This window comes from Alteromonas sp. KUL150 (assembly GCF_009811475.1).
Lineage (GTDB): Bacteria > Pseudomonadota > Gammaproteobacteria > Enterobacterales > Alteromonadaceae > Alteromonas > Alteromonas gracilis.
Window position 1 is genome coordinate 51,122 of sequence record NZ_BLIJ01000068.1, and the last position, 19,956, is coordinate 71,077.

General features: G+C 43.1%; 18 protein-coding genes. 9 read left to right on the forward strand and 9 right to left on the reverse strand.

The window, feature by feature from the left end:
- Positions 1 to 8 precede the first annotated feature (8 nt).
- From betA to GVO62_RS16185, 3 genes are all read left to right on the forward strand, one after another.
- Positions 9 to 1,661 carry a choline dehydrogenase gene (gene betA, locus GVO62_RS16175; RefSeq protein WP_159120120.1) on the forward strand — a complete coding sequence of 551 codons (1,653 nt, stop codon included), beginning with the start codon at positions 9 to 11 and terminating at the stop codon, positions 1,659 to 1,661.
- Positions 1,662 to 1,819: 158 nt separating this feature from the next.
- On the forward strand, positions 1,820 to 3,037 hold the full coding sequence (locus tag GVO62_RS16180; RefSeq protein ID WP_105931547.1) for a choline transporter: 1,218 nt from the start codon (positions 1,820 to 1,822) through the stop codon (positions 3,035 to 3,037).
- Positions 3,038 to 3,230: 193 nt separating this feature from the next.
- Positions 3,231 to 3,953 carry a TorF family putative porin gene (locus tag GVO62_RS16185; RefSeq protein WP_159120121.1) on the forward strand — a complete coding sequence of 241 codons (723 nt, stop codon included), beginning with the start codon at positions 3,231 to 3,233 and terminating at the stop codon, positions 3,951 to 3,953.
- Between the two features lie 25 nt (positions 3,954 to 3,978).
- Here GVO62_RS16185 and GVO62_RS16190 read toward each other — a convergent pair whose 3' ends face one another.
- The 3 genes from GVO62_RS16190 to soxR form a co-directional block, all read right to left on the reverse strand.
- Complete coding sequence (locus tag GVO62_RS16190; RefSeq protein WP_159120122.1) at positions 3,979 to 6,924, reverse strand: ligand-binding sensor domain-containing diguanylate cyclase; 2,946 nt, start codon at positions 6,922 to 6,924, stop codon at positions 3,979 to 3,981.
- Positions 6,925 to 7,156: 232 nt separating this feature from the next.
- On the reverse strand, positions 7,157 to 8,122 hold the full coding sequence (gene rlmF / locus GVO62_RS16195; RefSeq protein WP_159120123.1) for a 23S rRNA (adenine(1618)-N(6))-methyltransferase RlmF: 966 nt from the start codon (positions 8,120 to 8,122) through the stop codon (positions 7,157 to 7,159).
- Between the two features lie 6 nt (positions 8,123 to 8,128).
- Positions 8,129 to 8,605 (reverse strand): redox-sensitive transcriptional activator SoxR, encoded by a 477-nt coding sequence (soxR, locus tag GVO62_RS16200; protein WP_159120124.1) that lies wholly within the window; start codon positions 8,603 to 8,605, stop codon positions 8,129 to 8,131.
- A 117-nt stretch (positions 8,606 to 8,722) separates the two neighbouring features.
- Between soxR and GVO62_RS16205 the strand changes: the two genes are divergently transcribed.
- Positions 8,723 to 9,103 (forward strand): VOC family protein, encoded by a 381-nt coding sequence (locus GVO62_RS16205; RefSeq protein ID WP_159120125.1) that lies wholly within the window; start codon positions 8,723 to 8,725, stop codon positions 9,101 to 9,103.
- A 33-nt stretch (positions 9,104 to 9,136) separates the two neighbouring features.
- Here the strand turns inward: GVO62_RS16205 and GVO62_RS16210 are convergent, their stop codons facing one another.
- Positions 9,137 to 9,850, reverse strand: coding sequence for a substrate-binding periplasmic protein (locus tag GVO62_RS16210; RefSeq protein ID WP_159120126.1), 714 nt, complete (start codon positions 9,848 to 9,850; stop codon positions 9,137 to 9,139).
- Between the two features lie 107 nt (positions 9,851 to 9,957).
- On the opposite strand from GVO62_RS16210, the gene GVO62_RS16215 reads away from it, so the two are divergent.
- Positions 9,958 to 11,289 (forward strand): M24 family metallopeptidase, encoded by a 1,332-nt coding sequence (locus GVO62_RS16215; RefSeq protein ID WP_159120127.1) that lies wholly within the window; start codon positions 9,958 to 9,960, stop codon positions 11,287 to 11,289.
- A gap of 204 nt (positions 11,290 to 11,493) precedes the next feature.
- Here GVO62_RS16215 and GVO62_RS16220 read toward each other — a convergent pair whose 3' ends face one another.
- The 3 genes from GVO62_RS16220 to GVO62_RS16230 form a co-directional block, all read right to left on the reverse strand.
- Positions 11,494 to 11,961, reverse strand: coding sequence for a DUF3718 domain-containing protein (locus tag GVO62_RS16220; protein WP_159120128.1), 468 nt, complete (start codon positions 11,959 to 11,961; stop codon positions 11,494 to 11,496).
- Positions 11,962 to 12,281: 320 nt separating this feature from the next.
- Entirely contained in the window at positions 12,282 to 13,394 is a 1,113-nt protein-coding gene (locus GVO62_RS16225; RefSeq protein ID WP_159120129.1) for a hypothetical protein, read from the reverse strand.
- 48 nt (positions 13,395 to 13,442) lie between these two features.
- Positions 13,443 to 14,243, reverse strand: a complete 801-nt coding sequence (locus tag GVO62_RS16230) for a PaaX family transcriptional regulator (protein ID WP_159120130.1) — start codon at positions 14,241 to 14,243, stop codon at positions 13,443 to 13,445.
- A gap of 235 nt (positions 14,244 to 14,478) precedes the next feature.
- Here GVO62_RS16230 and GVO62_RS16235 point away from each other — a divergent pair, with 235 nt between their 5' ends.
- The 3 genes from GVO62_RS16235 to GVO62_RS16245 all read left to right on the forward strand — a co-directional run bounded on the left by GVO62_RS16235 (position 14,479) and on the right by GVO62_RS16245 (position 16,957).
- Positions 14,479 to 16,155 (forward strand): acyl-CoA dehydrogenase family protein, encoded by a 1,677-nt coding sequence (locus tag GVO62_RS16235; RefSeq protein WP_159120131.1) that lies wholly within the window; start codon positions 14,479 to 14,481, stop codon positions 16,153 to 16,155.
- Positions 16,156 to 16,433: 278 nt separating this feature from the next.
- A complete protein-coding gene (locus GVO62_RS16240; protein WP_159120132.1) occupies positions 16,434 to 16,664 on the forward strand; it encodes a type II toxin-antitoxin system ParD family antitoxin in 231 nt (76 codons plus the stop codon).
- The gene (locus GVO62_RS16245) at positions 16,661 to 16,957 is read left to right on the forward strand and encodes a type II toxin-antitoxin system RelE/ParE family toxin (protein ID WP_159120133.1); all 297 of its coding nucleotides are present in this window, start codon (positions 16,661 to 16,663) and stop codon (positions 16,955 to 16,957) included. The genes GVO62_RS16240 and GVO62_RS16245 overlap by 4 nt, the downstream gene beginning before the upstream one ends.
- A gap of 146 nt (positions 16,958 to 17,103) precedes the next feature.
- Here GVO62_RS16245 and GVO62_RS16250 read toward each other — a convergent pair whose 3' ends face one another.
- Together GVO62_RS16250 and GVO62_RS16255 are read right to left on the reverse strand one after the other, a co-directional pair.
- Positions 17,104 to 17,655, reverse strand: a complete 552-nt coding sequence (locus GVO62_RS16250) for a DsrE family protein (RefSeq protein WP_159120134.1) — start codon at positions 17,653 to 17,655, stop codon at positions 17,104 to 17,106.
- Between the two features lie 28 nt (positions 17,656 to 17,683).
- Complete coding sequence (locus GVO62_RS16255; protein ID WP_159120135.1) at positions 17,684 to 18,745, reverse strand: L-dopachrome tautomerase-related protein; 1,062 nt, start codon at positions 18,743 to 18,745, stop codon at positions 17,684 to 17,686.
- 423 nt (positions 18,746 to 19,168) lie between these two features.
- Between GVO62_RS16255 and GVO62_RS16260 the strand changes: the two genes are divergently transcribed.
- Positions 19,169 to 19,759, forward strand: a complete 591-nt coding sequence (locus tag GVO62_RS16260; protein ID WP_159120136.1) for a DUF4136 domain-containing protein — start codon at positions 19,169 to 19,171, stop codon at positions 19,757 to 19,759.
- Positions 19,760 to 19,956: the final 197 nt, after the last annotated feature.

Consider the following 19,956-nt stretch of genomic DNA (forward strand, 5'->3'; position numbering starts at 1 on the left):
GAGTATATATGCAGACATTTGATTACATTATCGTAGGTGCAGGTTCAGCTGGCTGTGTGCTGGCTAATCGCCTGTCAGAAAATCCGAAACACAAGGTGTTGCTACTGGAAACCGGTGGCTCAGATAAAAGCATTTTCATTAAGATGCCAACAGCGCTGTCTATTCCTATGAATACCGACAAGTACGCGTGGCAATTTAACACTGAAAAAGAGCCGTATTTAAACAATCGTGAAATGCACTGTCCACGTGGAAAAGTGCTGGGCGGTTCATCATCAATTAATGGAATGGTATACGTTCGCGGCCACGCGAAAGACTTTGATGAATGGGAAGCTCACGGCGCAGAGGGCTGGAATTATCAGGCCTGCCTACCTTATTTTCAAAAAGCGGAAACCTGGTATAAGGGCAACGACGCTTATCGTGGTGGCAATGGTGAACTCGGCGTTAACAACGGCAACGAAATGAAGAATCCGCTTTACACGGCCTTCATTAAAGCTGGCGAACAGGCCGGATACGACATCACTAGCGATTATAACGGCAAGCAGCAAGAAGGCTTTGGGCCGATGCATATGACCGTGAAAGACGGCGTGCGCAGTTCAGCAAGCCGTGAGTATCTTGACCCGGTTAAATCGCGCAAGAATTTAACGATAGTTACCGGCGCGCTAGTTACTAAGGTAGTGCTAGAAGATAAGGTCGCGAAAGGTGTTGAGTATGTGGTTAATGGTAAAACCGAAACTGCAGCTACATCGAATGAAGTGATCTTGAGCGCAGGCTCTATCGGCTCGCCGCACATCCTGCAACTTTCCGGTATCGGCGATAAAGATATTCTAGAAAAAGCAGGGATTGAGGTTATGCATCATCTGCCGGGTGTGGGCCAAAACCTGCAGGATCACTTGGAATTCTATTTCCAGTACAAGTGCAAGCAACGTATTACGTTAAATCGCAAGCTGGGCCTAATCTCAAAAGGGCTTATCGGCGCGCGCTGGCTATTAAACCGTTCTGGTTTAGGTGCAACGAATCATTTTGAATCTTGCGCGTTTATTCGCTCGAAAGCAGACGTGGAATGGCCTGATATCCAGTACCACTTTTTACCCGCGGCTATCCGTTATGACGGGAAATCAGCATTCGACGGTGATGGCTTTCAAGTGCACGTAGGTCATAACAAACCCAAAAGTAGAGGTAGCGTCACCATCCAGTCGGCCGACCCGACGGTTCCGCCTAAAATCCTGTTTAACTACTTGCAGCATCAAGATGATATTGAAGGGTTTAGAGCATGCGTAAGACTTACAAGAGAAATCATCGCACAGTCAGCATTCGACGACTTCAGAGACGGCGAAATTCAGCCTGGCGAGCACATTCAGACGGATGAAGAAATAGACTCCTTCGTGCGTGAAGCCGTTGAAAGTGCTTACCATCCATCATGTTCATGCAAAATGGGCGAAGATGACATGGCGGTAGTAGATTCTAAAACCAATGTGCATGGCATTGAAGGTTTGCGCGTAGTGGATTCATCTATTTTTCCGACGATCCCTAATGGAAATCTAAATGCGCCAACCATCATGGTAGCGGAAAAGGCCGCGGATATGATTTTAGGCAAACCTGCTTTGCCACCACAGAATGTAGCGGTTGATATTCACCCAAAGAGGCAAACCGAGCAACGCTAGGATTTAAATAATTTTGCACCAGTGTGTTTGATTGCACACCTTCCACAGTGCTTTTACGCTGCTGCCTTAAGGCAGTAACGTTTAATTGGGTGGACAGTTTAATAACGAAAAAAAAGGAAAAAACATGTTTTATTTTTATCAATACTGGGAGGGTGATAATGACAGTATGGCTTAGTGCAGGCATTATTTTCACTCTGCTTTCTGTAGCTTACATTTTATATAAATGGGGCAATATGAAAGTGGTTGGCGTAACGCCAGTCAGAACCTTTACCTTTATCGCTATCCTTTTTACCTCGGGTTTAGACGTGGGCCTTATCATGTTCCCGCTTACTGAATTTGCGGGTTATGCTGACATAAGCGCAAGTCCTGAATACGCATTCACCAATCCACTGGCTATCGAGTTTGGTTTCTGGGGTTTCTTAATTTGGGGGTTTTACTTTCTTACTTGTTTTTATTTCTGCGTAATCGAGCCAAAAGTTAAGTTTTTTGAGCTACCGCTAGTTAAATTCGTCAACAATGTGGTGATCATCGGAACCTGTGCGTTCACAGCGTTCTTACTCCTGTCAAATCTACCGTGGTATTTACCATCGATGGGAGACGGAGAATCAGTAGTCCCCGCGTTTTATTTGATTGTATTTGCAGCTATCGCCTTTGCCGTTTATTCAAGTACCAGCATTAAATATGTTCGTATTTTAAGCCTTACCACCACATGGGTATTTATCGCCTTAATTGTCGGCATGTGGGCGGCGGCCTTTGTATTTGGTGAAAGTGAGATGTCGGCGTACTTTGCTAATCTAGGTTTGATTGGCGGTTATTTTGCCAACATCGACAACTTTGTATTACCTATTAACGAATACCACGAGTTTTACTTATTCTGGTGGTTTAGTTGGAGCATTATGATAGGCCAATTTACGTCGCGCTTTGTGGGTGGTCTCAAAACCTATCAAGTCATGTTAGCAATGATGGTCATTCCATCTATACCAATCGCAGCGTGGTTCTCGGTCCTTTACCACTACCATAGTGCAGGTATCCCAACTGAAGGAATAACGAACATGGCGATGGTATTTGTCGGTATTGTCTTTGTGATCAACTCTCTCGATTCACTCATAAGGCTCTACACTGATAATCTCAATATGACCGTTGAGCGCATAGGTAAAGGTAACTACATTGCGTTAAATATTGTCGCACTTTCGCTGCTTACTCTTTTATTTAAGCTAGACTTCTTACAAATACAATGGGTAGGTGCGCTGGTTATCGCCGTCTTCTTTAGCTGCTTTGGTTTTATTTTGAGTCAGAAGTTTAAATCAGTGACGACTATCAAAACCTCGCCAAAAGAAAACAAAATCGACTTCACAAAAATAGAAAACTTAAATTAGTGAAATAGCGTCTACTGACCTTTGCAATGCGGTAAAGGTCAGTTACGCGAAAGAACAGCACGGTTCCTTATCTTATATTGAGTAGTTTACCTTCTAGATAAACGAGCGTAGTTGCGCCTATAGCTTGGGTATAAGCGCAATTGAAATAAGGGATCGTGGACAACACAATAACGAAAAAAACAGGTGTTTAATAATGAAAAAACGCAATGCTTTTCAAGCATCTATCCGCATCGTTACTACTGCTATTGTTGCAGTGCTATACTCATCAGCGTCGCTCGCTGACTGGAGCGCAAATATTTCTGCTGTCTCTGATTACACCTTTAATGGCTTAAGCCAAACTCAAAATGATCCTGCACTTCAAGGTGGTATCGATAAGGCTTTTGAAAACGGCATGTATGCTGGCACATGGGCATCTAACGTAGATTTTGGTGGCGACACCAACCTTGAGTGGGATGCCTACGTGGGGCGCTATCAAATGCTTACTGACGCTATCAGCATTGACTATGGTATCGCTTATTATTCTTACCACGGTGGTGACGACTCAAGCGACGGTAATTATCCAGAAGTTTATACTAAGTTTGGCTATGCAAGCGACTACGGTAATACAGAGCTTAATGTCTGGTACACGTGGGATTACTTTGGGACAGGCTCAAGACATACCGTTGCCATGGTTGCCCATACGTTCGAACTTGCGCCAAACCATAACTTACGCGCAAGCTTTGATGTGTCTAACTCGCTAGATAGCGACACTTGGGTATGGCGTGATGACAATACATCGTTTTATCACTACCGTTTAGCGTACCAAACAAGCTATAAAGGTTTAGATTTCGAAATTGCCGCAGAAAATACGAACCTTGATATAGATACCGCTGACGAACGAATTGTGTTCGGCGTAACCAAAACGTTTAGCTTCTAGAACAAAGTAAGCAGTCTAAGGTCATTTAAAAACGGCTATTACCACCTAACAAGGTCAACTGTAATAGCCCTCTTTCTTTTGCTGTGGAGAGCCCCTCCACACCCCAGTCAGGCCACAAAACCATTTCTTGAGATGCAGTCACTAAAGACGTTCCATCTCTACCGTTGTTCTTGACTTGGTATAAAGCCCAATCAGCAATTAATACTGCATGTTCCCATAATCTTGCATCGACAGCACTGTCATCCCAAGGAAGCGTTGTTACCCCTATCGACATAGTAATTGAAGTCGGTAATTCGAGCGCAATATGAAGGTTTTCAATTGACTCATGCAAACGCTTATTGAATTTGCTTATATCACCTTTATTTATTGATGGGACTACCAATAAGAACTCTTCACCGCCCCACCTAACGAGCTTATCACTGCTTCGGCACACCAGTTGTAATGCTTTAGACACGTTGTATAGAACCGCGTCTCCTTTATCGTGACCAAAAGTATCATTAAGCTGTTTAAAATTATCTAGGTCGATGAGAAAAATGGCGCAGGTTTCACTATTTTCGTTAGTGTGAGCATGCTGTTCGGCCCTTTCATTGACTATGCTTAAAAGGTTTGGCAAGAAGCTATTGACCGCTCTACGGTTGTATAAACCAGTGAGTGGATCAGTTAACGCCGCTTCTTCAAGCGCTTTATTTTTTATCTTCAGTTCACTATTGACTCGCTCGAAAGCAAGGGTTCGCTCTTTTACCCGGGCTTCCAACAATTCGTTTCGGCGCCTAAATCTGGCTATTCTGTGAAGATATAACGCATACAACATTGCAACAGTAGCAAGCAAACCAAGCGCTTTTGCCAACGACGATTCCCACCAATGAGGCTCTACGTAAAAAATAACGCTGTCTGGTGTTGACCAGCCTGCCCCGTTAATTTTTGATGACACTTCGAAGCGCGTCTCACCCGCGGGTAGTTTTGCTAAAAAAGCCTCTTCTCGATGCCCAGCATAGACCCAATCGCTGCTATCTAATCTGTATCGGTATTCTGGGATTGTCTCGCTTGAAAATGTCGCTACAGAGAAATCAACCTCAGCGTTTTGCTTTCTTCCTAGATTGAGTTTTTCATATTTTTGATTAAGCCTCACGCCCTCGACATAAACACCAGTGATGGTCGTTTGACCGTTGTGCATAGGGGCTATTGTATCCCCCACTGAAAGAACGCCTTCGAGGGTAGGTAAATATAACTTATCTTTAAATACGATTGTTCTGTGGTTTCCTGCTCCATTGCAGCACCGGAGATCCGAACGGGCGCTAAATGTCCCGTCATCACGCAAGATTACATCGCTAGTCAATTGCTTGTTGCCAAGTTCACTAAGCGGTATAGAAGCAATACCGCTCGCGCCGCTAAGCCACAGTTTGTTATCGCGTATTTGTATAGCAAAGAGGTCTTGAAAAGGCAGACCGTTTTTAACGTTAAATGCCTGCCAACTATTATTATCAAGCAAAAATAATCCTTTGCCATAGGTGGCGACTAACAGCTGCCCATCGCCATATTCAAGCAGTGACGACACGAAGATATTTCCGCTATTTAGAACATCAACTTCTGCCCAAACGCCATTCTCTTTTTTAAATAACCCCGCTTCTGTGCCTACCCATAAAACCTCGTTTTTAGTTTTAAGAATACTGCGCACAGATTGACTTTCAAACGTTGGTATCGAACTTACATCCATGCCATCAAAAGAGAAAAGCCCTTTCGTTGTAGCGACATAAACTACGTTTTCATCTGCATAGAGCGTATTAATTTGCAACCCTTCCAGCTGAACATCTGAACGAGAAAAGGCATCCTCCGTTGACCTTATATAAAGGCCATTTCGAGTACCAACCCAGTAATCATTACTATCAGTAAAGAAACTATATGCACTGTTTCCCTCTAACTCATCTGCTGAAATCAATAAACGCCACTGTTCTCCGTCATTAGTGACGAAAACGCCACTATCTGTAGCCGCATACAAATTGCCTTCAGTTGCGAAAAAAGACCACACACGAGATTGAGATATGTCTTGGCTTTGGCCCACCCGCTTTACACTGGTAGGCCAATACAGGTGAAGACCTTTTGTTTTGCTTCCTAAAAACCACGTTCCATTATCATCAAAAAGTACGCCGTCATCCATCAGCGCTGCTTTATCTAAATAATCCGTCAACGCTTTGCGAACGCCGCTGCCACTTGTATCTACGTCAAACAATGCACCCTTGTTGGTAACAGCAACGATGCCATCCGAGTGACTGTTATGAATACTTGCGATTTCTAAGTCATCTAAACGCTCGATTTTTTCGATACCGCAGTTTGCTGATGAAACTTCATAACGGTGTAGCGACGTTTTACTTAAAATAAATGCTGCATTCTGTTTTACGATAAGTCCATCAACGGGTGTTTTCAGCCCGAGTTGATATCGGCAATCAATATCTATTGACGCGCCGACTGACGCTTGTAACAAATTATTTGCTTCATCAATAAACCAAAGATGTCGATTATGATAAACAGGATGATAGATTTGCTCTGCAATAGCTTTAGTTTTCTGAAGTGTGTTTTTTTGTATTTTCCACAAAGATGTCGTTATCGCCCACGCTCTGTCTTTCTTGCTTGAAACAATTAGCTGAACAGGCTCGCCATTCAAATCACTAGCAATAGCGGAAAATTCGCCGTTAGAGTAACGGACAAGTCCAATGCGGGTAGCGATCCAAACATCACCTATATCGTCAAGGAAAAGACCCTCTATCCAATTTGAGCCAAGCTCAGGCGTGTTAACCGTATTAAAAAATTCAAAATTTCGCCCATCAAAACGCGCCAGACCATTTTCGGTCCCAATCCATATGAAATTCTGGCTATCACGGACGATGGTTTTAACAGAAATTTGCGGCAAACCTTTGGCGCTAACACGTTGCCCAATATCATAAGTTGGCGCGCCAGACACAGACCATTGCTCCACCCGATAACTTTCACTGGCCGAAACAGTAGATGCAAAAAAAACACAGAGGCAAAAAGCGAATCGAATAAAATAAAAAGACAATTTCCTAGTGCCTTTTATTCTGAAGGTATAAAACGAAGCGTAGAATTAAGAATACAACAACAGAATTCATGAACACCGGTAAGTAAGTATTTAAAATATTATAAAGCTTTGACCATTCATACTTATCTGTCAAACATACAATAGTATAACCTTAGTTAGAATACGACCAGGCTATAAACCTACTAATTTTACTACCCTGCTCCATTTCTATAACCTCACACGAAGTGGCGCCATAGTAATTTATACTCGTTCTAATTGGCTTTACGTGTGCACTTTTAGACACTAAACAAGTGAACCACTCCACATTAGCTTTTACCGAAACGCTTTCTTGCACCATTCGCTGAATGAAGGCAAGCTCTCCACCTTCGCACCACAATTCATTGGCCTGACCCGCAAAATTTAAGTTAACGGCCTGTCCTCTGGCAGCATTATTCTTGAGTTCTGCTGATGACAAGCGACGTTCAACACTTTGCGCCTGACTACCAGCAAACTTGGCTCCGCTTCGCTTTTCTTTATTTCGGCTCAAATTAGATGTTTTTCGACGGGTGCCAGACAGCGCCTCTTGCGGGGATTTATGAAACGGCGGGTTACACATGGTAAAGGTAAAGCGATCAGATTCTTCGATCACGCCCTTAAAAATATGCGCACTGTTAGTTTGTTGGCGAACGCTGAATTTACTGGCTAACACACTATTTTTACCGGCAATGGCTTTCGCACTTTTGATTGCGGCATCGTCCACGTCACTTCCTACGAACGACCAATTATAAGATGAGGCACCAATAATTGGATAGATAGCATTAGCTCCAACGCCAATATCCAATCCAAAAACCGGTTGTTGGTCTCTGCCTGATGTTTTTAGTAAGTCTGCAATGCCGTGGATGTAATCTGCTCTGCCAGGTACAGGCGGACACAAGTAACCATCGGGGATATCCCAATATTCTAGATTGTAATAGTGGTGAAGCAAGGCAGCATTGAGCTTTTTCACCGCTTCGGGGTTAGTAAAATCGATACTTATATTGCCGCTTTTGGCACGCACGAGAAACGGCTTAAGCGCCGGATATGAATGGCACAGCGCATCCATAGGATAGCCGTTCTTATGAAGGTTTTTTGGGTGCATGACGCGCTACTTTTTATGAGAAACTAAAAACTGAGATTGCACGTTTTCATCGAGCAACTGGGCGCCACTACCTTGGGCTGCCACTTTATCGTCGGTATTGTAAAGCCTACAGCGTTCTAATGACAAACACCCACATCCAATACATCCTTCTAATGACGTTTTCAGACTGTTCAGTGCTGTAATTTTTTCCTCAATATGCTGATTAAACACCCTGCTTAATTGCGCCCAATCAGATTGGGTCGGCGTCCTGTTGTCAGGAAGTGTAGACAACAGGTTCTTTATTTGAGCAAGGGAGTACCCCAGGTTTTGCGCAATTAAAATAAAAGACACCCTGCGAATGACAGAACGAGGGAATACTCTATTTCCTCCACTAGTGCGAACAGAAGGAATTAACTCTTCATTAGCATAGTAGCGGATCAATGAAACGGCATTGCCAGTGCGCTTCGCAATAAATCCAATGCTCACCATGGGTTCTGTTGCCATAGCGCCCTCTTTTTTGACAAAAACTAATTACAAAGCACCAATCAAAAAATGCTTGATCTAAAGTTAGCTTTAGATATTAAGCTGTTTTTCGTTGATAATCTACTCAAGGAAAAACACATGACTACCGCATACTTAGAACACGCGAATATCACCGTTCAAGACCCAGATAAATTAGCTAACTTGCTTTGTACACTATTTGATTGGAAAGTACGATGGAGCGGCGGCGCGAAAAATGATGGCTACACCGTGCACGTAGGAAACTATAAGGACTATCTAGCGCTGTACAGACCAAAAACTATCAATGAGATAGAAAGCGATTATAAAACGCTGGCCAATATCAATCATATTGGTATTGTAGTGCAGAATTTAGACGAAACAGAACAACGAGTTCTGGCACTAAATTTTAAAACCTACAGCCATGGTGATTATGAGCCAGGTAGGCGCTTCTATTTCATGGCTCAGCAAAATATAGAAGTTGAGGTCGTTTCATACAGCTAATTGATGAGGCTAATTTACCCCTCAGTGGGCTAGTCAGAAAGGCATGATCAGACCATATTTTCGATAAAGCGCCGCGAGCACACCTTGCTCGCGCAAAGTGTCCAATCGTTCATCAAATGCGGTTTTGAGCGCCAAACCATGTTTATTGAGAGCGAAAGACCAATATAATTTAAAACTGCCTAATTTCGAGATCTCATATTCTGAGCGATCGTCTCGCTCATTTAAAGCGAGCCGCACCAAACTCTCAGCTCCAACGTAAAAGTCGATTTTGTTCATTGCCAACAAAGTTAACCCCTTATATGAATCTTCAACTTCCATTCCCATCGTCGCTTCTTTTAAATAGGGATAAAACACCATATCTTCATAACCTGAACGGTAAGCGCCGAGTTTATTATCAAGAGAATCTAGCGTTAAAGCATCGTCTACGCGGCTTACCATAACTACGGTGTCAATAAGCACAGGCCGCTCAGAATGGTAAAGCCTTTCGGTCTTGTGCATAGCGCCTGTCATATCAATACTACCTTGCAACACGTTCTTTACACTACGCTTCCAGGGATAATAGTGAACCTCTACTATGTACTCTGGCTCTGAAAAAATTTTGTGTATTAGCTCGTTATAAAAGCCGCTTCCGTCATAGTTTGTATAGTCCTGCCAATAGTCAGTGCCCCACTTAATCGACGTTTGCGCAACCGAGTGAAAACTTATGCACGCAAAAAATAGCAAACAAGAACAAAAAGAAAATTTCATCAAGATATCCTTTAAGCTGATATATATGTACAAACCGTAATTTACATGTTAACGGTATAAAGAGTAGCCAATAATACAAAAATAACTGCCAAAACAACGGAATGCATATGAAAAAAACGTTATTTCTTCTACTCACCCTTGTTGGTTTCAGTGTACAAGCCAGTTCGGTGCTGTCGATGAAAGAAAGAAGTGTCTTAATTGATAATATTCTTGAACAGCGCTTTAGTGATGTACTGCCCCACATTATGGAACGCGAGGGCATCGATATGTGGGTGTTAATGTCTCGCGAGTACAACGAAGATCCCGTCTTAAAAACTATGCTGCCCTCTACTTGGATTTCCGCAAGGCGTCACACCATGTTAGTTATTTACAATCCCGGAAATGGCCAACCGCTTGAACGTTTGGCTGTTGCAAGGTATGCGGTAGGATCGCTATTTAAAAAAGCGTGGGATAAGGAAGCGCAACCCGACCAGTGGGAAGCATTGAAGCACATTATCGAAGCGGGAAACCCTTCAAAAATTGCAATTAATACATCTGATTCATTTGCACTCGCTGATGGCATGACCTCTACCGAACACGACAAATTTATGGCCGTACTTCCTGAAGCGCTGAAAAGCCGCGTCGTAAGTGGAGAAAGACTCTCAATCGGTTGGCTGGAAACGCGCAGTGACCTTGAAATGCAATATTATCCGGTACTTACTCAAATTGGTCATTCACTGATAGCAACGGCATTTTCAAATGAAGTTATAACCCCTAACGTGACAACTACAGACGATGTGGTGTGGTGGCTGCGAGATCAAACGCGCGCTTTAGGGCTGACCAACTGGTTTCATCCTACTGTCTCAATTCAACGCCAAGACAATGAAGTGTTCGATCAAATCAGCGCATTTAGCAAACGCCCTGGCGAAAATATAATTCGACCGGGTGATCTCATTCATGTCGATTTCGGCATTACTTACCTTCGACTTAATACTGATCAACAGCAGCATGCTTACGTGTTAAAGCCTGGTGAAAAAGACGCGCCAGCTTCACTTAAGGAAGCACTTAAATCTGGAAACCAGTTGCAGGACATTCTGACCGGTAATTTTAAAGTAGGCAGAACAGGTAACACTATTTTGAGTATGTCGCGACAGCAGGCTATCGAACAAGGCATTACGCCCGCTATTTACACCCACCCGCTTGGTTTTCATGGGCACGCGGCTGGTCCAACGATAGGAATGTGGGATGCACAGGAAGGAGTACCAGTTCAAGGTGACTATCCAGTGTTTGCACAGACGGCTTATTCGATAGAACTCAATGCAGCAAGCTTTATTAAAGAGTGGAACAAAGAAATTAGAATTATGCTGGAAGAAGATGCATTTTTTGACGGTCAGACAGTAACCTATTTAGATGGTAGGCAAACTGAGTTTCATTTGATTCATTCAGACAAAAACCAATAACTATAGGTGGAGCGCTACGCCTATTTTAAGGCCTAAACTTAATGAAAAAACTGAACGGTGCGGCTAAAGGTTGGCCGATGCGAGAAGACTTACGTAGAATTAAATCAAGCGAAGCGTAAAGTGTCAGGCCTTTCGCCCTTTCAAGCGAAAGGCCATGAAACTGTACTAAATATAAGCAGTAGGTTGCTATCCTAAAACGCAGTCTTATTCAGCAGCAGTGCGAACAACTACGTTCTCTACACTGTATTCGCGAACAAAATCAGACATTGTTTTGTTGTTACAAATAATGTTCTCACCTTCCAAACCAAACTTCGCTAGTGCCGCTTCTTTACCTACTGAAAGCGCTTCTAGACAAGCCTGTGACGCAACATCTTGGTTCTTAGCAACAAGTGCTACAGTTTTCGCGTTCTCAGTCGCCTTGTTGTTTTTGTACATGTAAGCAAAAGTGCGAAGTGATTCGCCGTTGCAACGTACAGATGCACTGAACTCTTCTGCATTAAAACCTTTTGAACGGATAAGACGCAATGCAGGACCAAAACCATCTTCAGCAGCAGTTAAACATGCTTGTGTTTCGATGTTGTCGTTAATTGGCTTTAGTACGACATCTTTTGCGAAAGATTGAGTGGCAGCAACAGATAATGTTAGAGCAATAGCGAAAGTAGACAGTTTCATTTTTGAATTCCTATTTTGTAACTAAATTAGATATCACCTGAGTGATGAATACATTATGAACAATACTTTCAAAAAATAAAGCATTTTTCGTAATTTAATTACAGAAATAACAAAATAAACAGACAGATCACGATAAAAATGAAAGTTATTTACAAAAACCAACATATTTTATATAAAATTTTACATATAAGTCTTTTTAGTTACAGAATGACTTCAGAAGGAATATAAAAAAGCGCGCATGAAATTGCTCTCAGCGCGCTTGGTTCAAAAAATCACAACGGGGTAATAGCCGTTTCCAGCGTAACCTTTACAGTCTCGACCTATAAAATGAGATCGTGCATCCAGTTAAGTGATGGCAACTGCTGTTCTGGCTGGTAGAAGAGTCGATTTAGCCTACCCAACAAGTTAACCGAGCGACTTGGATCGTGCGCTTTAACCCTATGCTCACTCTCGGTAAGCATGAATTCCCATGGCTGAAGATTGAGGTCGTCTACTTCTTCTTGCCTAACGCCCAGTGACTGCAGCGTTGACAGAATTCGTTCGGTTTTGCTTTCAGCAATAGGAATAATCTCGTTGCCGTATAAATTATCAAGCGGCTCGTTTATAGCTTCTAACGTGTGATTTATTGCTGCCCACACCTCGTCGTGATCAAACGCCCATCCTCTAGGTGCATAGTACCCTTCAATCTCCCATTCAAATTCAGCATTGCTAACAGCAATAGAACTTTCCGCTTCAGGAGAATAGGCTAAGTCGGGTTTCGCCCCAATATTGTAGGCATCTACGCTCATAGCAACGCAAATAATCAAATCACCACAATGTTGTTTGTTTGTGTAAAGGGCTTCAAATGCCGCTCGCTTAACACCCATCCAACCGTGAACTTTAGATGGTTGTTCAACAAAGTGCCTTACATCATTAGGCAAATCCTCGCCATAGGCATTGATAAGAAGAGGTAACGGATTTTGATCTGGCGCTTCATCAGGCATCCACACTTCGTATTCTTGTCTGTTATCGGCTTTACCACGACTTTTAATGCCGTAGGACAAATTCACAGGGCGGCAAATACTTCTGTCTTCATCTATTTTGTGAAAATATTCAGAACGCATTCGCTTTATGAATGGCGCGTCTAGACCAGCCAACGCTGCCGTTGGGTAGCGATAGCCTATTTCACTATGCTCAACCATGTGTAACGTGGGAATAGCCTGTGTCAGCTTATTTTTCAAGCCCGATAACGCATTAACTCTGGGTAGAACAATACTTCTCTCTGGCTCTATAGTGAGCCTGCTTCCATCTTCGGTTACGAACTTAGGTGTTTTGTGAAACTCATAACCTGCGAACCCTAAGGTGCTCACCGCGGCGTTTCGGTATTGAGACAACTCACTGAAAAGCGCGGTGTGATTGCGTATATGCTTAAACAAAGGTCTCGATGCGGTCATATTTACTTCCATTTCGGCTACTTCCGTTTTAATTCCAAGGCTACTAACCTATTTTAGGTTCAAAAAGCGATGCCATATCTCTGCGCCCATATCATCATAATGCTTTACCAAATTACGATAACGCTCGCGCATCGTCACATCAACTAGCGGCGCAGGCAATAGAGGGTCAAACACCAAGTGATATAACGCTCTATCTCCTATCACATAGGATTCTTTGGTTGCATCTTCAAGGGATAAAGACGGTAATCGAGCAAGAGATTCCTCTATTTCACGGCATCCGTCTTTATACAGCGACGCTAGGTTTAGTTGGCGCCATAGTCCCATCGCCTTAGTTTGTGTTTTATTGTCAAAGTCGCTGGCCCTAAACACTAGCGCTTTACCCGACAAGCCAAGCGTGTGAAGCCTTTCTCGAACTTCGCCAACGCCGCCTGAAAAGTTGTTCGGTCTAAGATAAACGTCGTTTGCCAGCTTTTTCATTCCCAAAAGCTTGAGTGCACGTTCATTATTTCTGTACTGCTTTTTATCACTTTTAGGAAGGGGGCTGGTTTGAGCAACAACCCAATCGTTTTGCCAAGGTACCAGGCCGTTCTCATCTTCTCGCCACTGATGTATTTCTTTAGCAAAACGAATGCCTTTGTCGCCCAGTCTGTAATAGCCTCGCTCAACCAAGGTGATGAGCTGCGCAGACTGTAAACGCGTGAGCGTAACGCGAATATTGTTTTCAGAAATCCCAAACAGCGCCCCCACGCGAACCGCTGCACTGGCATTCATCTGAATATTGTCACGGGATCCCAATAGCTTTAGCAAAAGCTTTCGTGCTACGGGCTTTCTCTCATTTTCTACTATCAAATTCTTATTACTTCTTTATCTCAGATAGGGACAAGGTTTTTTCGCAAAATCTCAGGTGGCATCAGGCCAAATACATATTCATTCATCATCATACAAACATGCGTCAGGCACAAACATTACATTAATTGTTATTTCGTAAATATTAATGTAATGTTTTGGCGGAGTGTTTTAAGATTGCGCTCTAAAGTAAAAGCACAAAAAAGATGCACCCTTTCTATTTATAAGTGGAAATGCCATGACCTCATCAAATCGATTTGTAACGCACGTTGTAGAAAACCAGCCCACCATACCCGCCCCCTACAATTTGTGGCGCAATGATGCGTTGTTACGTCTATTGGTAAACCACCATTTACCTTCATCACACCAGCACGACGAAGGTTTATTAGATCAATATGGCCAACTTGCGGGTGATACACTTATGGGTCACGGGGAGCTTGCTAATAAGAACAAGCCAACGCTTCATACATTCGATCGTTATGGCCGCCGCACAGATAATGTAGAGTTTCACCCGAGCTATCACGCACTAATGGAAAGTGCGATGCAGCACAATGTTCACAACTATTCGTGGACACACGAGGGAGTTAAAGGAGCCCATACTGTTCGCGCAGCGCTGATGTATATGCATTATCAAGCTGAGTCTGGTACATCTTGCCCGCTAACCATGACCCACGCTGCAATCCCAGCTATGCGTTATGGAGCAAACTTACCGCCCTACTACCTGGATAAAACCATTAACGGCGTATACGATCCTCGTTCTCTTCCCGCAAGTCAGAAACACGGGCTCACCATAGGCATGGGTATGACCGAGAAACAAGGCGGGTCGGACGTTAGACGAAACACCACGACAGCAGTGAAACAGGCTGATGGCAGTTACCATATTGTAGGGCATAAATTCTTTTTCTCAGCCCCCATGTGCGACGCCCATCTTATACTTGCACAGGCAGAAGGCGGACTAAGCTGTTTTTTACTACCAAGAATGCTTGAAAACGGTGAACTTAATAACGTGCGCATTCAGCGTTTGAAAGACAAGTTAGGCGACTGGAGCAATGCGTCATCTGAAGTTGAATTCCAGGAAGCCACCGCATATTTGATTGGCGAAGAAGGCCGCGGCGTGCCAGTTATCATAGATATGGTTTCGCTTACCCGATTAGACTGCATGATTGGATCATCTGCTCTTATGCGGCAGTCACTGGTTCACGCATTACATCACGTGAGTCATCGCGACGCCTTCGGCAAAACGTTAGTCAATCAGCCCCTAATGCAAAACGTTCTGGCAGACCTTACCATTGAATGCGCAGCCGCCACCGCACTAACTATGCGAGTAGCAAAAGCAGTTGATAGTGCATCGAGTAACAACCATGAAGCCGCATTAGCAAGGCTTGCCACGGCAATTGGAAAATACTGGATTTGTAAACGCACGCCTATGTTTGTTAACGAAGCCCAAGAATGTTTAGGCGGCATTGGTTACGTTGAAGAAAACCCCATGCCCCGTTACTACCGTCAGGCCCCACTTAACTCTATTTGGGAAGGCAGTGGAAACGTGCAATGCTTAGATGTGCTGCGCGCACTTGCCAAAGAGCCCAATGTGAAAGAGGCCTTATTTTCCGAGCTTAAGACCCAAACTGGCAAAAATAAGCACTACGATATTCATCTTAGTAAGCTATTTGAAGAGCTATCAAATACGCAGAACATGGAAATGCGAAGCCGCTATTTAACAGAGCAGATGGCGCTAGCGCTTCAGGCTTGTACTTTACTTGCTACGGCACTCGACAACAATGATGCCATTATCGATATTGCTCATACTTTTTGTGAATCTAGGCTTGGCAACGCTAGTGGTTTTGCCTTAGGTACGTTGCCCGACACCACACCATTTGAGAAGATTGTTTCGCTTGGGCAGGTTTCAACTAGCTAGTCGATTTTAGGAAATTACGCCAAAGGCTCTGTGCACTAGGGGGAATTAACTTAAAGCTGCAGCTATGTACCTTAAGGTGCCTATGGACTCGTAGGTCTTCTGTTTACTTAAAGCAAAAGGTCGAATTTTGATTAAGCGCAGTGTTTCGAGTGACGCTAAACTGGACGTTTAACACAGTGCTCCGGGACTATCAGTTAAACCAAACATCCATCACTCAATTGGCAATCTTTGTCAATATTTGCCATAATTTGCGAATGGTGGACATTCGGAATTAGACAATGGCAACTTTAAATGTATCACTTCCTGACGAAATGCGTTCGTGGATTGATGAACAAGTAAAAACTGGCAAATTTGCTAATGCTAGTGATTATATTCGCGATTTAGTACGTCGCAATCAGAGTGAGCGAGAGGCAATTAGCTTAGCTCTCATAGAAGGTGAATTGAGTGGAAAAAGTGAAAAGAATGTTTTGGATATTATTCAAGCTAAGAAAGTTCGAGCCTTAAAATGAATAAATACACCCTCTCTAATAAAGCAGAGGAAGATATCTCCGGGATTTACGATTATTCAGCCAATATTCATGGCGTAACTCAAGCTGAAGCCTATCTTGTTGCCCTACACGAAGCTCTAGTTATTCTGGCGGAAACCCCTAATGTAGGTACTTCAGCGGAGGACATTAGAAAGAATTACCTACAATTCCCAGTTCATAGACACATGGTCTTCTATAAAAAAGTCGATGACGGCATTTTCGTCATTAGGGTGCTTCATCAACAAATGAAATACGCTATGCATCTATCGGATTGAAACACACAGGAAAGATCCAGTAATGTGGCGAAAGTGCCAAGTCAAATAGAGAAACAAACTACTCATTAAATGTCTGCTTTTTGTCTTAGGTGTCCGCATAAGTACATATACACTTCACAGCACGAACCTCGTACATTTCAACCAACCTAAAAAGGATTCACCGAATACCCTTTTTGCGCTAAGCGCGCATGCGCTGTCATGGCTGACAAGTCCATTTTCACTCCGTCTATCAATGCACTTTTTTCAACGCCATGGGCAACAGCAGACTGTCCGCATACTATTACTTCAACACCTTGTTCCATAAGTGCTGAAAGCAGTGTTTCATTGCCATTAGGCTGGTCTTTGCGCTGTTTGAAGTTTGCCGTCTTGAGCATTTCTTCGGTAGCAGAGCCGTGCACCACAAGCGCGAGCGAGAGGTTTTCCTGTTTTACGCCGTTAGCTACGTGCATGTTAATAAACCGCGCCAGCGACTCAAACTTGCGGTTAACCTCACCGGGGTTTGCCGCTTTGGCAACATCAAATGCAATCTTGAATGTTTGATTTTCAGGAAAGCTTACGCCCTCGACTGACGCATGTTTCCCAAAAGTGCTAAACACTGGGCCATATTCAAAATCTGATTTTGCTGAGGCCGGCCCTGCGAAGAAGAGTAAAGCCGACAAACCGAGTGATGCCTTACCTCTTTTTTTAATCATGCTCATGTTCTGTTCCTTAACTATTACCCGAACTTTAACGGGCAGGTAGCGCTGTTTTGTACACTTCAAACGTCATATTGCTTACATCACTACCCGCATCTTGTATTTTGCTGTTCGTATAGTAAAGCGAACCGTTATAAATGCTAAAAGTGTCGGCCCAGTTAACCACATCGCCTTTCACGAGGGTACGAAGGTCTAGACTTGGCGTAAGGTATTGCACTTCTTGCTTTTCTAAATCAGCTAAATAAACGTTACCTTGATGATAAATCATGCCATCTGGCGCACCTGTTGTTGCGACTTTTCGCACTTTTTTAGCCAGTACATCACTTGAAGCCCTCTTGATATCAGCGGTATTAACGGCATATAACGAATAGCCAGATAATGCATGAAAATATACGGTGTCATTAAGCGTATCTAGCGCTAAACCGTCTGACTGAACCGTCATTTTGAAAGGTTTACCCTGAATACTTAAGGCGTCAACCTCAGCTTTTGTAGTTTCATGATTATCTAAAATACGGTAGCTGCTATCATCTTCAAGGTTATACACGACTAATCCAGCATGTGCTGAGTCTGTCATGTAGATACGATTCATTTTCTCGTCTAGGCGCAAGTCATTGATATATGAGTCAGGGTGATAGGCTTCTTCACTGAGAATTAATGCGCCCTCTACTTTGTTTGTCGCCAAATTAACAACAAACACACGAGGAGCATCTATCACACCCTGAAACTTTGGATTTCGGGTATCCAATACGTAAAGTTTGTCTTTGTGTGCAACTACCGACTGCACGGCTAAAAAACAATCTTTACGCACTTTACTTTGCGCCACGCACGCGTTTGTCGCTGCATTAGGGTAAGCAGTGAAATCCCCATTGTCGGAAACTAGCGCAACCGAGAAAGGCACGCCATCACGCCAATTTGGCGCGCTGACAAATACTCGCCCGTTATTACTAACGGTAACACCAGTTATCTGAGTCCCTTTAATTTTACCAACTAGCTCAACTTGGGCCTCTTCTGAACTGTGTGCAGTTGCGCTGAATGAAAAAAATGAGGCCACTACCGCTGCTAGTGCACCGTGTTTTAGTAACGTTGGTTTCATGTTCACTTTTCCTTGATTGATTGCCGCAATCTTTCAGTCTGAGTAAAAATACAGACGTAAAAGATTATATAGAAACGAGTTATAAGTTACTGCATACGGCTCATCGTTCTATGTGGAGCACCTAGCTGCAATGAACTTAAGTTGACTGGCTAGCAAGTGAAAAAGTCAACCAAGGTTTATGGCCAAAAAAACGATAAGTCTATGATAATGCCGAGCTCTCAAACTTGTAGGATTATACAGCGAGTAAAGACAGAACGTCTTTTTCTTGAACATTAGAGACAGCAACGATTTTGCCAAGTTTTGCTAAAACAGTCTGTTTTATGCGATCCAAAGTAAGTAATAGCGACGTTTAAGATATTTATAGTCGAACTTTGCTTTACAGCAGATGTCTTTAAAAAAGCAATACTTTACAGTGAGTAGGTTATGTATAGCGGTACCTTAACAGGTTTTATCAATGAGACAGCACTTTCAGTGAATAAAATAAAGGCGGTTTTATTAGTAGCAATGTGTGTGCTTGTTTTAAGTGCCTGCAGTAGCAATAAGCCGCAGGTAAGTGTCGATGAGACACAGAATTTTGCTGATATCAAAACCTTTCACATTCCCGCCCCGGTTAAACCAATAAATGCAACGCTGGCCAATCATCTATCCTCTAACATTACACAGCATTTAATAGCGAAAGGGCTGGCACCTGCCTCAGAGGATAACGCTGATATTACGGTAGTATACTTACCATCTAACTCGACAAAAGAAGATGGCACCACGTTAAATCTTGGGTTGGGAACCGGGAGCTTCGGGCGCTCGGGTGGTATCTCTCTCGGCAGTATTTTCAGTATTCCCGTTGGAGAGCAAACCACATTACAGCAAGGCCTTCAGATTGATATGGTTAAAGACGGCAAATTCATATACAGCGCATCTGGTGCGGTAGAACTTGAATCAAAAGACAGTCTAAGCATTCAAAATAAATTGGATGAGCTTGTAATTAGATTACTTGAGCAGTATCCGCCGAAAAAATAAATCGCGTTATTTTACAATTGAAAATAGTGCCACACGTAAAATATTTAAACGTTATGGTGATTTCTCTCGAACGTCTTCAAAACCGATTACTTTTGCCTGTATTGCCCTTTTCACTCGCTGTTGGGAAAGATGCTCACTTTGCGATGAAAATTTGAGGAAGTTGGAGCAAAATAGCGTTATGCTTGGCACCATGATGA

What these genes read in the sequence shown, in the direction of transcription:
- GVO62_RS16260 (WP_159120136.1), top strand. Translation starts at nt 19,169, where the DNA reads ATGTATAGCGGTACCTTAACAGGTTTTATCAATGAGACAGCACTTTCA.
- GVO62_RS16250 (WP_159120134.1), bottom strand. Translation starts at nt 17,655, where the DNA reads ATGAGCATGATTAAAAAAAGAGGTAAGGCATCACTCGGTTTGTCGGCT.
- GVO62_RS16205 (WP_159120125.1), top strand. Translation starts at nt 8,723, where the DNA reads ATGACTACCGCATACTTAGAACACGCGAATATCACCGTTCAAGACCCA.
- GVO62_RS16255 (WP_159120135.1), bottom strand. Translation starts at nt 18,745, where the DNA reads ATGAAACCAACGTTACTAAAACACGGTGCACTAGCAGCGGTAGTGGCC.
- soxR (WP_159120124.1), bottom strand. Translation starts at nt 8,605, where the DNA reads ATGGCAACAGAACCCATGGTGAGCATTGGATTTATTGCGAAGCGCACT.
- GVO62_RS16245 (WP_159120133.1), top strand. Translation starts at nt 16,661, where the DNA reads ATGAATAAATACACCCTCTCTAATAAAGCAGAGGAAGATATCTCCGGG.
- GVO62_RS16210 (WP_159120126.1), bottom strand. Translation starts at nt 9,850, where the DNA reads ATGAAATTTTCTTTTTGTTCTTGTTTGCTATTTTTTGCGTGCATAAGT.
- GVO62_RS16215 (WP_159120127.1), top strand. Translation starts at nt 9,958, where the DNA reads ATGAAAAAAACGTTATTTCTTCTACTCACCCTTGTTGGTTTCAGTGTA.
- GVO62_RS16225 (WP_159120129.1), bottom strand. Translation starts at nt 13,394, where the DNA reads ATGACCGCATCGAGACCTTTGTTTAAGCATATACGCAATCACACCGCG.
- GVO62_RS16220 (WP_159120128.1), bottom strand. Translation starts at nt 11,961, where the DNA reads ATGAAACTGTCTACTTTCGCTATTGCTCTAACATTATCTGTTGCTGCC.
- GVO62_RS16185 (WP_159120121.1), top strand. Translation starts at nt 3,231, where the DNA reads ATGAAAAAACGCAATGCTTTTCAAGCATCTATCCGCATCGTTACTACT.
- GVO62_RS16235 (WP_159120131.1), top strand. Translation starts at nt 14,479, where the DNA reads ATGACCTCATCAAATCGATTTGTAACGCACGTTGTAGAAAACCAGCCC.
- GVO62_RS16180 (WP_105931547.1), top strand. Translation starts at nt 1,820, where the DNA reads ATGACAGTATGGCTTAGTGCAGGCATTATTTTCACTCTGCTTTCTGTA.
- GVO62_RS16240 (WP_159120132.1), top strand. Translation starts at nt 16,434, where the DNA reads ATGGCAACTTTAAATGTATCACTTCCTGACGAAATGCGTTCGTGGATT.
- rlmF (WP_159120123.1), bottom strand. Translation starts at nt 8,122, where the DNA reads ATGCACCCAAAAAACCTTCATAAGAACGGCTATCCTATGGATGCGCTG.
- betA (WP_159120120.1), top strand. Translation starts at nt 9, where the DNA reads ATGCAGACATTTGATTACATTATCGTAGGTGCAGGTTCAGCTGGCTGT.